11 protein-coding genes and 1 pseudogene are annotated in these 14,486 nt (G+C 40.6%); 5 read left to right on the forward strand and 7 right to left on the reverse strand.

The window, feature by feature from the left end; genetic code table 11:
- Both paaA and QWT69_RS13710 read right to left on the reverse strand, forming a co-directional pair.
- Positions 1 to 954, reverse strand: a complete 954-nt coding sequence (paaA, locus tag QWT69_RS13705) for a 1,2-phenylacetyl-CoA epoxidase subunit PaaA (RefSeq protein WP_317966514.1) — start codon at positions 952 to 954, stop codon at positions 1 to 3.
- Between the two features lie 147 nt (positions 955 to 1,101).
- The gene (locus QWT69_RS13710) at positions 1,102 to 2,157 is read right to left on the reverse strand and encodes an NAD(P)/FAD-dependent oxidoreductase (RefSeq protein ID WP_317966515.1); all 1,056 of its coding nucleotides are present in this window, start codon (positions 2,155 to 2,157) and stop codon (positions 1,102 to 1,104) included.
- A gap of 320 nt (positions 2,158 to 2,477) precedes the next feature.
- Between QWT69_RS13710 and QWT69_RS13715 the strand changes: the two are divergent.
- Positions 2,478 to 2,633 (forward strand): annotated as a pseudogene (locus QWT69_RS13715) (aldo/keto reductase); the annotation flags it as partial.
- 105 nt (positions 2,634 to 2,738) lie between these two features.
- Here the strand turns inward: QWT69_RS13715 and QWT69_RS13720 are convergent.
- Positions 2,739 to 3,509, reverse strand: a complete 771-nt coding sequence (locus QWT69_RS13720; protein ID WP_317966517.1) for a DUF4184 family protein — start codon at positions 3,507 to 3,509, stop codon at positions 2,739 to 2,741.
- A gap of 34 nt (positions 3,510 to 3,543) precedes the next feature.
- On the opposite strand from QWT69_RS13720, the gene QWT69_RS13725 reads away from it, so the two are divergent.
- Positions 3,544 to 3,726: a hypothetical protein gene (locus QWT69_RS13725; protein ID WP_317966519.1), complete on the forward strand. Its 183-nt coding sequence runs from the start codon at positions 3,544 to 3,546 to the stop codon at positions 3,724 to 3,726.
- Positions 3,727 to 5,504: 1,778 nt separating this feature from the next.
- A complete protein-coding gene (locus QWT69_RS13730; RefSeq protein ID WP_317966521.1) occupies positions 5,505 to 6,251 on the forward strand; it encodes a class I SAM-dependent methyltransferase in 747 nt (248 codons plus the stop codon).
- 295 nt (positions 6,252 to 6,546) lie between these two features.
- Here the strand turns inward: QWT69_RS13730 and QWT69_RS13735 are convergent, their stop codons facing one another.
- Both QWT69_RS13735 and QWT69_RS13740 read right to left on the reverse strand, forming a co-directional pair.
- Positions 6,547 to 7,125 carry a hypothetical protein gene (locus tag QWT69_RS13735; protein ID WP_317966523.1) on the reverse strand — a complete coding sequence of 193 codons (579 nt, stop codon included), beginning with the start codon at positions 7,123 to 7,125 and terminating at the stop codon, positions 6,547 to 6,549.
- A gap of 523 nt (positions 7,126 to 7,648) precedes the next feature.
- Positions 7,649 to 8,302 (reverse strand): TetR/AcrR family transcriptional regulator, encoded by a 654-nt coding sequence (locus QWT69_RS13740; RefSeq protein WP_317966525.1) that lies wholly within the window; start codon positions 8,300 to 8,302, stop codon positions 7,649 to 7,651.
- A gap of 223 nt (positions 8,303 to 8,525) precedes the next feature.
- Between QWT69_RS13740 and QWT69_RS13745 the strand changes: the two genes are divergently transcribed.
- Positions 8,526 to 10,169, forward strand: a complete 1,644-nt coding sequence (locus QWT69_RS13745; protein ID WP_317966527.1) for an FAD-binding protein — start codon at positions 8,526 to 8,528, stop codon at positions 10,167 to 10,169.
- A gap of 28 nt (positions 10,170 to 10,197) precedes the next feature.
- On the forward strand, positions 10,198 to 10,644 hold the full coding sequence (locus tag QWT69_RS13750) for an SRPBCC family protein (protein WP_317966529.1): 447 nt from the start codon (positions 10,198 to 10,200) through the stop codon (positions 10,642 to 10,644).
- A 163-nt stretch (positions 10,645 to 10,807) separates the two neighbouring features.
- Here the strand turns inward: QWT69_RS13750 and QWT69_RS13755 are convergent, their stop codons facing one another.
- Both QWT69_RS13755 and QWT69_RS13760 read right to left on the reverse strand, forming a co-directional pair.
- On the reverse strand, positions 10,808 to 12,370 hold the full coding sequence (locus QWT69_RS13755; protein ID WP_317966531.1) for a YcdB/YcdC domain-containing protein: 1,563 nt from the start codon (positions 12,368 to 12,370) through the stop codon (positions 10,808 to 10,810).
- 313 nt (positions 12,371 to 12,683) lie between these two features.
- Positions 12,684 to 14,408: an ABC transporter substrate-binding protein gene (locus QWT69_RS13760; RefSeq protein ID WP_317966533.1), complete on the reverse strand. Its 1,725-nt coding sequence runs from the start codon at positions 14,406 to 14,408 to the stop codon at positions 12,684 to 12,686.
- Between the last annotated feature and the right edge of the window lie 78 nt (positions 14,409 to 14,486).

The following is a 14,486-nucleotide window of genomic DNA, read 5'->3' on the forward strand; positions in this document are numbered from 1 at the left end:
TTAATTGACTGTTGCACTCAAAGCATCACGCACCCATGCATTATTTTCATAAGAAGTCCGGCGTAAGTTCAGGCGTGCTTGTGAGCGGGGTCCTTTATTTTTAATGATTCTCTTAAACTCTTCCCAGTCCGGTTGTTTGTACGACCATAAACCACTTTCGTTTTCGTAGTGGAAAGTTGGATCCGGAATAGTTAACCCAAGCGATAATATCCGGGGAATGTATTTGTCAAAAAAGATTTGTCTGAAGTCTTCATTTGTTTTTGTTCGAATTTTATATTTAATCGTTACGTCTTGCTTCGATGACCCGGTTGTTTCTTTGCTTGCTGGTCCAAAGAACATGAGCAATGAATCCCACCATCGGTTCAAAGCTTCTTGGATCATCGCTTTTTGTTCATCCGTTCCTTCAGCTAACGCCATGATGATTGACTCACCATGTTGCGCATGAAACACTTCTTCGGCACAAATGCGTTGCAGCGCCCTTGCATAAGGTCCATAGGAAGCCCCGAGCATATCCGTCTGTGTAATAATAGCTGCTCCGTCAACAAGCCAGCCGATGATTCCAGCATCCGCCCACGTTTTCGTCTCCATATGGAACACGTTATGGAATTTCAAGTCCCCATTAAATAAGTCCTGCATTAAATCTCCACGATTTTTACCGTATGGTTTTAGCAAGTCTTCTGTGACACGAAGCAGCAGCTGGCCATGCCCCATCTCATCTTGCACCTTCGCCATGATCCCAAGTTTCCGCCCTAGGGATGGTGCTTTCGGTACCCATTCCTTCTCTGGAAGCGCTCCCATAATTTCGCTCATTCCATGCATGGAAATCAATTTAATCAAGGTCAGTCTGTATTCTTCCGGCATCCAATCATCTGCTTCAATCTTATCCCCCGCCTCGATACGTTCCATAAAGCGGGCCAACAAATCCTCATCAGCCCGATTGTGTTGAGTCGTCATCTAATCCCTCCCTTAAATGAAGATATGTCATTTCCTTATTGTATATAACAGTAATGTAACGATTTAGTACTAATTCGTTATACTTGAAATCAGTATAGTGCATTAACTTATGAAATGCAAATGTATTCTAACAAATTAAAATTCTATTTAGCACCCTTGATTAGAAGCTATTTCACTACGATTATGTGTTCCTTTCTCTTTCTTATTTTCCGCTTGTTCCATAAGTGTCGTACTATGAACCGCTTGAACTTTTGCTGTTGGATCGATATACACCTTTGCATTACTCACTGCTGTCGTAGCCTCGCCAAACCCACTGGCTATCAGCTTCACTTTCCCTTCATACGTGCATATATCACCCGCTGCATAAATGCCTTCAATAGACGTTTCCATTTTCGAATTAACGACAATACTATTTTTCACTATGTGGAGCCCCCACTCACTGATCGAACCTAGCGAGGAAACGAATCCATAGTTTACGATCACATCATCCACATCAATGACTTCTTCTTGGTCGCTCTTCACTTTTTCAAGTACAACTTGTTCGATCTGATCCTCACCGATAAATTCAATCGGTATGAACGGGGTCTTGATCTCCACAGATGAATTCATTACTTTTTCCACACTTGCTTCATGGGCACGGAATTTCTCTCTTCTGTGTATAAGGGTCACTTTCTCAGCAATTGGTTCAAGCATTAACGACCAGTCAACTGCCGAATCTCCTCCGCCAAAGATTTGTACATTCCGACCCGCAAAGTAGTGCAAATCCCGTATGAAATAATGCAAGTTCTTCCCTTCATATTTCTCCGCAGATTCAAGTTCAATTTTTTTCGGTTGAAATGCACCATTTCCCGCTGTCATAATAATCGCCTTTGAAAAATGGATTGCTCGATTCGTAGTCAGTTTAAAAAAACCATCCTCCATTTTTTCCACTTGTTGAACAGCTTGTTCCAGCGTGATTGTCGGATTAAATTGTGCCATTTGATCCAGAAGATTATCGATTAATGCCTGGCCACTAATTTTCGGAAATCCAGCGATATCGTAAATATACTTTTCAGGATACAAAGCCGTGAGCTGTCCGCCTAGTTGCGGTAGACTTTCAATAATGTTCACGGACATTTTCCGCATCCCCGCATAAAATGCAGTAAATAATCCAACAGGCCCACCGCCAATAATCGTTACATCAAAGACATTTTGATCACTCATATAGACTCTCCTCTTCTCAATCAGTATTTTGAAAAACATTCAATATAACCTTTACATAACGAATTGGTAATAATATGTTATGCAAAGTACTTTAATACTTTATTCACACAGTGTCAATGAATCCATTAAATATTCTAACTCTTTCGAGAAACATATCAAAAAAGCCCTGAAGATTTACTTATCAGGGCTTTTTTTGAAGGTACTTATACATGTACTATTATGGGTTATGGTTGTCTTTATAATCGGCAACAGTTTGGCTGCGGTCGCAACAAGTGTTAGCCTCTTATTAACAGCTCGTGTTATTTCTGCATTCTCGCATTGAGGGAAAAGGTAAAGCAGTCGGCGTAAGTAATTTCAAAATTCATCTTGAAGACTTGATAAAGGATGCGCAAATAGAACCTATGGTAAATCAGGTGGAGTATCATCCGCGTTTATCTCGAAAAGAACTTCAATTAAATTGCCAACAAAATAACATTCACGAGAAAACACGATGCGAAACGGAATAGCATTGAATCATTAAATTAGCTGATACAGATTGAACCCTAATATACAGGGCGTGTGGAACAGATTAAAGTCTTGCTTTAATAAAATCTATTGAATAAAGAACTGCCCATTTTCATCTTATTAAGGACATTAAAGATCAATGAAACAAGCAACAAACTAATCAATGCTGAGTCTATGATTCGAACAACTAAAACACCATAAAGTTTAATCGAAACTTCATCATAAAAAGACCATGAACCGAACAAAAATGCAGCCAACAAAGCGATTAGGCCCCAGTAAATGATTTTCTGCTGTGAAGTAGCGGTCTTATTACGAGTACATCTATTCTTTGCAGTTCTAAAATACATATATCCTATAATCAATGCGATACCAACAAGCGTGCTACCATGCTGGAGAATCTTGAAAATTGGAATGTCAAAGCTCAAAAAATGAACAGTATTGGATAGAAAGGATAATTTCTTCACCATATAACCACTTACATGAGTAAACGAATCCCAGACGACATGGGTTAGCATTCCAAACAATGCAGAATATAAAAACACAACCGCTTTTAACCACCTAGAAGAGTCTACCTTTTGTGAGTAAGTATCTTGCAGTATAGATGGCAGATGGCTAAATAACGCCTTATGAATATATGTAAGATAAACGAAATAGACGATTAGAACGATCGGAAGATTTAAGACTAAAAAACCAACAAATGTATGACCAATCTCACCATTCGGCTTCCCTCTAAGAAAATACTCGAAATCTGGCGCCATACTTCCCAAAACAAGTGCTAAAAAATTAACGTACTTACTATTTCTTGAAAAAGGCAAGGCTACTGCCGGGTGTGCAAAAGTCAACGGCATTACTTCCAACTCCTTGTAAAGGTACCTGTACCAGATGAATACGGTGTCTGTCATTCAAACATTAGGAGAAGACCCGCAACTATTTGAATTGACGGCGGGCGGATTGACAAACTCTCAGAGTGTCGTTCAGCTGAATGAAGGCCAGAAAGTACGTGTGTCAAAAGTTACGATTGTTAACTTTGAACGGCCAAGTGAGACGGATGGGGATGAATTTTAGGTACCGGGTTCTATTCGAAATTCAATGAGAACCAGGTACCCCTTTCAAAGAGCAATTCTATGTGACCGTACTAGCTTATTTTCAACGCGCACGGGCACATCACTCGCCTTCTCTTCTTAGTTGTACAACGACGAAAAAGTATGTACATAAATTTTTCTACGTCAATTTATTGCAATCCTTATCTCAAAATGTGTAATACTGATCTTTTGATATACTACTTGTACGCATTTTTTGTCCTTGGTTGGTAATGTACGTAGTTTCTTGTACTTTCCAGAAAACAAAAAAGCATGTGCATTTTCAGTATAATACCGTGTTTCTAAAAGTTTTTTTTGTACCTACTTTTATGTCATTGTACATTAGTATAATTCAATTATTTTATTTTCTTAAAAATCAGCGAAATAAAAGATATAAATAGAAATGCAAAAAAGGAACAATAGGCAAATTAATCTAAATAACTCTTTCTTATCTCGTTTCTTAATCTTTCTGAAGTCCAAAGCACTCCAGAATAAGCAACCTACACTTAAAACGAACAAAAATGAAATAAGACCTTGAAGTGCCGGTAGTAAATCATAAAGAAAAGGTAGCGGTATTAATAGTACAATCAATATAATAGTTAAACGTTTTCGCAGGATGGTTCCCCTCTTCCCCTCTTCCCCTCTTCTACTTTTATACTTTTTTATAGCTCATGTGCATACATAAAAGTTTAACACTTGTATGAATGAGAATACATCCTAAGAGAGAGATTTCTCTTTTAGGATGTAAATGCTTTGTATTAAACTCCATGAATTAGTCTTAAAATTAATATATATAATTATAAAATTCTGTCCATGTAGGTGCAGTCGACCTTAAACCTTCGATGTAACTATGCTACTGAAGCGCAACATCTGCAACGCTAGAATTAGACCAACTATTGTAAAAGTAATTATAGTAATTACCACTAGTATATTGCTCTAGTTGTTCTACACCATTAACACCCTTGCCAACAACATTAAAATGCGGTGCTAAAATGCGGTGCCAGTCACTCAAACATTCACGTAAACCAGAACAAACATAAATGTTTAAACTTTCACGAATGAATGAGTGACAGGCACCATAATACCAGCTTCATTTCCACACGCTCTGGCATATAGAGTGATTCTATTTGACCGTACTAGCTTATTTTCTACGCGCACGGGCAAATAGAGCGATTCTATTTGACCGTTCTGACTTGATTTCAGCGCGCACGGGCACAAGCGATTCTATTTGACCGTTCTAGCTTTATTTACACCCGCACGGGCATATAAAGCTATTCTATTTGACCGTACTGACTTGATTTCCACGCGCACGGGCATATAGAGCGATTCTATTTGACCGTTCTAGCTTCATTTCCACGCGAACGGGCATATAGAGCGATTCTATTTGACCGTTCTGACTTGATTTCAGCGCGCACGGGCAAATAGAGCAATCCTATTTGACCGTTCTAGCTTATTTTCCACACGAACGGGCATATAGAGCGATTCTATTTGTCCGTACTGACTTTATTAACACGAGATGATGGGAGAATATACGATTCATGGGGACTGTGACAAAGAAATCGGAGCGTTTTCATTGTTCTATCAGCGTCTAGATGATTTAAAGCAAATTACACTTATCTTTTGGTAAACACTCCTAAATTTTCCGAATAGACTTGTAGTTCGATCCCGCTCTTTGTACAATGAAGACGAGAGGAGCGATCGTATATGGGCATCCGTAACTTAACTAACGACCTGTAATGAGAAAAAATTACAGGAGGAATAAACATGACAACTAACGAATGGGTCATCCCCTTTTATAAATATCAATTTGAATGGTTACGTGACATTGAATCGGAAATGACTAGTTACTTGGAGAAAGATGCAGAGAAAATCGAAGAGCAGATTGGCAACAATTTCGAATCAATGCTTGATATTGGTGCAGGAATCGGCAGTATCGCCAGGGCTTTGGACGCTCGTGGTATCTCGATGACTACGTTGGAACTAGTCCCTGAATTAGTCGTTGCTTCAAAACTTCGTTCACCGAAAACGATTGACGTTCATCTCGGCGATTTTTACACATATACGTTTCCTACCCAATTTGACGTCGTCAGCTATTTCGACGGCTTTGGCATCGGTACGGATGACGACCAACTGATGCTTCTGAATCGGATGAAAACCTGGATGAAAGATGACGGCTGCGCACTCATTGACATCTATACCCCAGACTACTGGCGCACCATTGCAGCTGGGCAAAAGATGAAGATTGACGATGCGGAACGTATCTATTCATTTGATGAGGAAAACTGTCGAATGATCGACAGCTGGTGGCATAATGAAAACCCCGAAGAAGTCGTTACACAATCGTTGCGTTGTTATGCAATCGACGAGATAAGTGCGATGTGCAAAAAAGCCGGACTGACAATCACTGGCATTTTCCCAGGTGGCGCTATGGATTTCGATAAATGGATATATACAGAGACAGCCTCTCTCTCCAGCTGTCTTTCCTATCGAATCAAACTAAATAAAGACTAGTTAACGAAAGAAGACCTTTGCGTATTCAGATGAACTACGCAAAGGTCTTTAAATTTAGCGTTTTCGGTTCATTCTAGGGGACGAACTCAAAGGTCTCCAGCAAAGAAGTTCGCTATAAAGGTATGACTATAAAATCATCTGTACACTAACCAATTCCCGTAGTTTTGAATGGTCTCTTATAAAGGTGATTTTTAACTTTTCCATTCGTATTTATTCACTTCGCTAGAAATCCAGTTCTTAAGCTCGGCATCCAAAACAAATGTCCTAGGTTTTTTAACACTGAAATGCATGCATACTAAATAGAAACTACCAGTTGTCCTTTTGATGCCTTTGAAATGTTTTTCAACATATCCATCACTTTTTCATTCTGCAGCAGACTTGTTATTTTAGGGTCTGTACTTGCTTGCGCCTCAGCGTTTCCAGTAAGGAAATTGAGTGTCACTTTTTCTTTAGGAGTCTTCTCTTTTTTATTCTCTTCATGCTCCTCTAGATAATCTCCAAGTGTCATTTGCGCTCTTTTTCGCATGGCTTTTTCTTCTTCACTTATGGGCGATTCAAAACGCTGTCCATTGACAACAATCCAGCGCTTGTTTTCATCAACACCTATCTCGGACCACCGGGTTTCAGGATGATTAGTCGAGTATGTTGCGATCTTTTGAAATGTGGAATTATCTACATACAACGTCGTATGAGAGGCCGTCCCGACATCTGCGCTAAGTACACCTCTCATCACTTTGTTGATGTTTGACAGCTCCAATGTATCTCGCTGATTCACTTTCGTTTCAACAGGGTTTTGTACCTTCGCCGCATATACTTTCGTTGCAGCAGGTAATGTAGTAGGGGTAATCGTATTTTTATCCGCATTGATGTGCAAATCTATCACTCCTATATCATGAAAAGCTAAATGTATTATAGCCGTTATGCTTTATATCGGTTTAGAGAGCGATTTGTTTATTGGTAGCATTTTCCGTTTAATATTCAGAAATCCGGAATGAATGGTACTATACATACGAAACATACGAAAAAGGAAAAGTTTTAATGAACTAGCACTATGTAAAACATGAATTACTCATTACAGCAAGAAGCAGACGAACCATTCCTTTCGTTTTCCTCAACGCCATTTTATTGTTCAGCTATTGTTTCAACCTGTCTTTCCTATCGAATCAAACTAAATAAAGACTAGTTAACGAAAGAAGACCTTTGCGTATTCAGATGAACTACGCAAAGGTCTTTAAATTTAGCGTTTTCGATTCATTCTAGGGGACGAACTCAAAGGTCTCAAGCAAAGAAGTTCGCTATAAAAATATGACTATAAAATCATCTGTACACTAACCAATTCCCGTAGTTTTGAACGGTCTCTTATACAGGTGATTTTTAACTTTTCCATTCGTATTTATTCACTTCATCCCACTCATTAAATAATCAAGTATAACTTTTTTAAGCAGTATTAACTGTTTTTCTGGTGCTACATCAAGTTGAATGAAGCCGATATTTTTTTGGATCGAAAGTTTTTTTGCGAACGTGACAAAAGCGTTAATCAATGTGATTAATGACTGCTCAATATCGATGTCTGTTCGAATCGATCCATCTTTCATCGCGGTTTTGATAATTTCGGCATAAATATGAGAAATTTCTCGGTAAATTACTTTGTATTGTTCGGTATCTTCAATTGGTTCAGACAGGAGCATTGAATAAATCTCAAAGTCCTCAATCATTTTGAAATCATTTCCTTCTGCAAATTCTTCTAGAAAATGATCCATTAACGCTTCGATTTTTTCAATACTCGTTATCTCCATGCTATGAATGTTTTGGAAAAGCTCAAGGAATTTTTCGAGTCTTCTCGTTGCAATTCCAACAGCAATTTGTTCTTTTTTTGGAAACAGCCGAAAGATCGTCGCCACACCTAAGTTAGCCGCATCTGCTATTTCTTGCATCGTTGTTTTTTCGATGCCTTTTTTTGCAAATAACACTTCTGCTGCATCTAAAACAGTGACAATTCGATTTTCCCTATTTTTTTTGAGTTCCAGTTCATAGCGGTCCATTGGTTTCATTATGTCGCATCCTTCTTTTAAATTCATTATGTCCATTATACGGGAAAGAAACTGGAGTTTCACATGATGTACTATTTAAACTCGCCTTAACAATCTTCCAAATTGACAATTATTTTATTCTTTGATAGTATGACTATCAAGGTGATAGTTTAAAATCCACATGATTTTCCACCTATATTTTTATAGATACTTTTTTCGAAACAGAAAGGAGAGAATAGATAATATGACGAATCAAAACAGTAATTGGGATGAAATCGTTGATGTCGTTGTTCTTGGTACAGGAGGAGCTGCTTTAACTGCTGCGACACTTGCACATGATAACGGCGCAAAGGTGTTAGTACTAGAAAAGTCTTCTGAGGTAGGCGGTACAACTGCAATGTCAGGGGGAGTTCCTTGGATTCCAAACAACCACTACATGGAAGAAGCAGGAATTGAAGATTCAAAAGAAAACGCTTACAAGTATATTCAGCGTTTAGGACACGGGAAAGAGCCAGATCCTTCGTTAGTAGATGTATTCATAGAAGAAGGACGCAACATGATTAAGTATTTACATGACAACACGCCTGTACAATTTGCGATTCCACCTGCTTACGGTGACTATTACGCAAATCTACCTGGCGGAATTGTGGAAGGCCGTTCATTGGACCCTAAACCATTTCACTTACAAGAGTTAGGTGAATGGGAACATAAAATTCGTCGTAACCCGATTTTCCCACCATTAACACTAGCTGAAGGTGGCGCGAACAAAAACGAAATCGATTATACCGTTATGGCAGAACGAATGGAAAAGAACATTACAACGATGGGACGTGCGCTCATCGGTTCACTCATGAAAGGCATAATCGACCGTGGCATTGAAGTGCGTACAGAAACACCTGGCTACAAGCTATTCCAAAATGATGACGGCGCAGTTATAGGGATTCTCGCACTACATAACGGCCAAGAAATCAAAATTGGTACACGTCAAGGGGTTGTTATTGCAAGCGGTGGCTTTGAATGGAACGAGGAGTTAGTAAAATCGTTCTTACCTGGTCAACCAAAACACCATCTTTCCCCTCCTTACAACGAAGGTGACGGGTTAATCATGGCGATGGAAGCAGGAGCAAAACTTGCGAACATGAGTGATGCATGGTGGTATCCTGCAACACAAGACCCTTCCATCGAATATGAAGGTCGCGTATTTAACTTAATCAATAGCCCGCGTTCATTAAAACACGGAATTATTGTTAACAGTTTAGGTAAGCGTTTCGTCAATGAAGGAACAGCATATAAAGATATGCCACGTAAGTTCCACTTGTATGATGAAGCAACACAAACGTATCCGAACGAGGAAAATACATGGATCGTCTTTGATAGCCAATTGAAAGATAACGAGTTAGTTGTAACGATTGCTGCAGGCGAAGATGCACCTGAATGGATGAACCAATCAGATAGTTTAGAAGAACTAGCTGGTAAAATTGGTGTGGATGCAAAAGGTCTTGCACAAACGGTTGAGAAGTTTAATGGGTATGTTGCACAAGGTGAAGATCTTGATTTCCATCGTGGAACGACTTATTTCGAAGGAATGGGTCAAGGTGGCGGTAAACCAGAACTTAACCTTGGAACAATCGAAAAAGGACCATTCTACGCGATTCCGATTTACTACGGAACACTCGGTACAGCAGGTGGACCACGTGTCGATAAAAACGCGCAAGTCATTAACGTACGCGACAAGAAAATCGAAGGACTTTACGCAGCAGGTAACGCAGCAATGTCTATTTTAGGACCTGTTTATCCAGGCGCTGGAGCGACAATTGGACCAGGTATGACATGGGGTTACTTAGCAGGTAAAGCTGTTGCAACAGCTGAAAAACGCGACATCAACTAATTATTTAACAACAAAGGAGATTTTTAACATGCCAGCAGGAGTTCATGAAACACAAATTAATGTACCAATTGAAGAAGTATGGGATTTCGTAAGTTCAATTAACAACTGGGCGCCACTTGTACCAGGTTATATCACACACGATTTAATTAATGAAAACGAGTCAACTTGGGAGTTTAAAGGTGACCTTGGTTTCATGAAAAAGACTGTTAAATTGAAAGTTGATATTACGGAATGGGGAGAGCCAACGCTTGTCACATTCAAATTGACAGGTACATCAGATAACTTTAAAGGTGGCGGCTTTTTCAAAGCTGAAAAAATAGACGATAACTCGACGAAAATGGTCGGTTCGTTAGACATTTCCGCTGGTGGTGCGATGGGACCAATGGTTAACGCTATTTTGAAAAGCTTTGTTCCTAAAACTGCTGAAGAACTTACAATTGCAGTTGCAGAAGAAATCGCTAAAGTGAAAGCTTAATCAATCAAATTCAATTGCTACAAAAATACCAGGCATCCATTCAATTCTAAATTGAACGGGTGCCTGGTTCTTTTTCCGCTTAATATGAATGAACACTAGATAATTAAATAGGAACTGCAGCGTTCAGTAACAGCCCATCTTCCACCATTATTCAGGATTTAATTCAAAAGAATATTGAACCACCGACATCCATGTAATACGCAGTGCCGTCCACCGCGTCAATCATGCGCACATGACCGAACGTTAACGGGAACGATGGTACATACGTCAACCGGTAAAACGTTTCGCCTTCTTCATCGAACTCCATTGACCACGCCAATTCCATCTTCAGCTGTCGCTTCATCCGTTCTGCCGCCTCTGCTTTCGTTAGTACAGGCACAGTGGACACGTCTGCAGGCGGGAATTCCTCTGTCATTTCCATCGATGCGGAGACAATGCGTCCAGAATAGATGCCGACCTGGACTGCCACTTTGATACTATCGACTGGCACACCGTTCACATGATACTGGAAATAAAATTCTTTCGCCTCTTCACCCTCGACTTCCTCTTCATCATCGAGCCACTCTTTCACTTCATCGAGCCAGTCATCAGCGTCTACTTCGTCATCCGTCCAATACCCATCCACATACTCATCAGCTTCCTCATTCAGCTCATCAAACTCATCAATTAGTTCATCTACAACATTCTGCAGCTCTTCCCATTCATCCTCCTGCTCAACTTGCTCGAGCTTAAACCGTTTCTCAGCGTCAGGAAACAGACCGAAGAGATAATTCAATGCGCGTTGCTGCAATATCTCCTCGTCTAGATTCTCCTCATTGCCTGCCCACGCCTCGCCGTTATAGACGAAAACCGGCCGCTCTGAACTGTCATAATGGATTGTAATCATCCCCGATTCATAGGCTGTTTCATAATCGACGGATACCGGAGCCGGCAATGAATCATGTTGCCACTTTTCGACACGGAGTCCCTCGTCCAAGCGCTCCCCAATCTTCACATGCTCATCTGTCACACCAACCATTTGAAGGAAACTGTTGCCCTCTGAAGTATGCGGAGGAAATGGTTCATATACATTCCCTTCCGCAACAGTGTCCGCTTTTTCACCAGATGCCGGGATATCAACGGCCGCTTCCTTCAATGACCAGACGAGACGGTATGTATTATCGCCATTGCGGAACAGCTCTGTATCGGTCTTATGGAATTCGAGTTCAAAGTCGGTGCATGCAATATATGCGGCCTCCGCTTCTTCCTCTGCTATTAACTGCTCCGGATAGACGATGTTTGCTGGCCCCTCCTCAAAAGAGAACTGCATGATCCGTCCGCCCGCTGTAATCGTCAACGAAAAGCCAATGCCCGGCAAATCAAGATTGTATCGTTCTTCTTTTATCCCGTATTGGATCAAATAGAGCCCTTCCAAGTCGATCACCGACTGCAACCGGTACGTCTTCAGCTCATCCGGATGAAACATTTGTATGAATGCTTCCGCAACTGGCGGAATATCCTCTGCCTTTAAATCACCTGATCCGCCATACTCTTCGGCATCAATATAGTCGAATCTCTTCAGCCGGCCAGCGTCATCCACCGAGCAAACTGCGAACGGCTCCTCCGCTCCCTCTTCTTTTATGTAAAACACTTCGTCCTCTTCCGCATGATCAAAATCAAAAATGGACGGTTCGAACGTCACTGGCATCTTCAGCCACGCGGCCATTGTATTCAACGTTTTCTTCATATAGCAAGACTCCTCCCTAACCTTTTCGCTATTCAATCAGTATAATGAATTTCCCCGCGGCTGTACAAGGAACTCTATCAAATTATTTACAATGGAGAAGAGAGCGTACCAGGTTCTTTGTAAAGGTAGCTGTGCCAGAAACATTCATGTAAATTCAGCCAGTTTGGATATGAATACAAGAATATTTCAGAAATCCAAATGTCTCAACATTTCAATTTTATCTTTATGTCATTGGAGTGTATTGTCTGAATTCAACGTGAAATAGGTACCTTTCACTAAAAAAACAGTACACATGCATCATTGAATCCAATACTTATTTCCTCCAAACTTTCCGATAGTCCACTCTTCCGTTGCTATCCAGTTCAATGTTCGCATAAGGGTTTTCTTTCGGCTCATAGACCGTATGGAAACGGTGATTGCAATAGAAAATCGCATACGTCGACTTCAAAAACGCTTCGATTTCAAAATAGAGTTCCCACCGCATAGATTCCACTGAAGCACTTCTGATTTCTCTAATTTTCTCATCTACATAACTCTTCATGTGCTCGTTCAAACACGGATAGATGATGAGTTCGTTAGACTGCAGTGCAGTAAGGAGGGATAGTAAACGGTCTTCCCCTAATGCAATGCCTCCTACAAACAGGTCATAGGTCGCCATGCTTTCATCGTTAACGATTTGTTTACTATCTACAACATCGACTGTCGATTCAATCCCCATGTTAAACAGTTCCATTTGCAAATGCTTTGCCGCCTTCTTGTGATTAGCGCCCGGTCGAATTTGCTGTGCGACAATTTGTAGAGGGGGGCCATCATAACGGACTTTCCCACTGATTTTATTCAACCTAACGTTTTGAGAACGGCTCGATAGAAAGCTCACCGCCGCAACTTCATTATCCAACCCTTCGTTTCGAATGTTCGCCGGTTGAAGTCTCGTGTAAATCGCCTCACGCAAGGCTTCTTGCTGAAGCGGACCCTCTTTCAAACAGTTAAACATTATAAAACTTGCTCCATCCTCCATTCGCTTCACTTGTTTCCACGTAGCATCAGGCGCTTGTAAGACAAATGGATGAATTGCTTCCTCTTCAAAATGAGAAGGCGTTTTTATAATATGTATTTCGTCCAGCCATGGTCTCGCTGAAAAATACGAATGATTCACTTCCAGTCGTATGCTATTTTCATCATTCTGCGTCATTCGAAAAGGGCCACTGCCGACAGGGAACGTTTTAAACTTCTCAGGATCGCGACGTACAATCTCCATCGGTACAATAGAAGCCTTTCCTCCTGCCAACATCCGTGGGAATAAAAAATCCACTTCTTTTAACATGAAATGAACAATGGATCGACTCTTCGTATCAACCTTTTCGATATTCGCAAAAAGCGTTGTTTCAACCATCAATCTTTCAAACGTCTCCCGCACATCTGAGGACGTACACTCCCTTCCATGATGGAAAGTGATTCCTTTGTGAAGATAAAACGTCCAGTGCTTCCCGTCTTTCGTCTCCCAATGATGCGCAATACTTGGCTTTAACTCATTCGTAGCAGCTTCATATTCGACGAGTCGATCAAATAACTGCTGCACCATATGGCCATCGTGACGGGAGATAATCTTCATAGGATCCATGACCAATCTTGTTTCATAAAACGGATAGCGTAAAATATCCAAATCCTGATTGCTTTCCGTTTGTTGTGCGAGCCCTAAACTTTGGGCGAACCATTGTTGAAAGTTCTTTTTCCCTCGTTCTTCCATCGACTCCACAAGTGAAAATGCATCCTCATATCGTCCAGCTCGTACCTTCTCTTTAATCTGGTTCAATAAAATTTCATCACGCGTCAACTGGAGGGTGATCTTCGGTTTCTTCCCCCTTCCCTTTTGCGTCATCCACTTGATAGCTCCTTCGCTATGCAACACGCTCACAACGGTTTTCACATGCCTTTCCGAACAATTCAAAATACCTGCAAGAGAGGCGACTGTGGTTTCCTCTTCCATTCCTTCTGTAAAATGCTTCGTTAATTCAAGTAGATGATCCACATACTTCACGAGCCATCCTCCTTCAGTTATCTAAAGTACGAAAAGGTGAACTGCAAAATAAATAACGAACACTTTTACTTCACCTAT

Origin of the sequence: Sporosarcina oncorhynchi (genome assembly GCF_033304615.1) — a bacterium.
Taxonomy (GTDB): domain Bacteria; phylum Bacillota; class Bacilli; order Bacillales_A; family Planococcaceae; genus Sporosarcina; species Sporosarcina oncorhynchi.

Bases quoted from the DNA above. Each gene is read 5' to 3' on its own strand.
- paaA (WP_317966514.1), bottom strand. From the start codon at position 954: ATGACGACTCAACACAATCGGGCTGATGAGGATTTGTTGGCCCGCTTT.
- QWT69_RS13710 (WP_317966515.1), bottom strand. From the start codon at position 2,157: ATGAGTGATCAAAATGTCTTTGATGTAACGATTATTGGCGGTGGGCCT.
- QWT69_RS13720 (WP_317966517.1), bottom strand. From the start codon at position 3,509: ATGCCGTTGACTTTTGCACACCCGGCAGTAGCCTTGCCTTTTTCAAGA.
- QWT69_RS13725 (WP_317966519.1), top strand. From the start codon at position 3,544: ATGAATACGGTGTCTGTCATTCAAACATTAGGAGAAGACCCGCAACTA.
- QWT69_RS13730 (WP_317966521.1), top strand. From the start codon at position 5,505: ATGACAACTAACGAATGGGTCATCCCCTTTTATAAATATCAATTTGAA.
- QWT69_RS13740 (WP_317966525.1), bottom strand. From the start codon at position 8,302: ATGAAACCAATGGACCGCTATGAACTGGAACTCAAAAAAAATAGGGAA.
- QWT69_RS13745 (WP_317966527.1), top strand. From the start codon at position 8,526: ATGACGAATCAAAACAGTAATTGGGATGAAATCGTTGATGTCGTTGTT.
- QWT69_RS13750 (WP_317966529.1), top strand. From the start codon at position 10,198: ATGCCAGCAGGAGTTCATGAAACACAAATTAATGTACCAATTGAAGAA.
- QWT69_RS13755 (WP_317966531.1), bottom strand. From the start codon at position 12,370: ATGAAGAAAACGTTGAATACAATGGCCGCGTGGCTGAAGATGCCAGTG.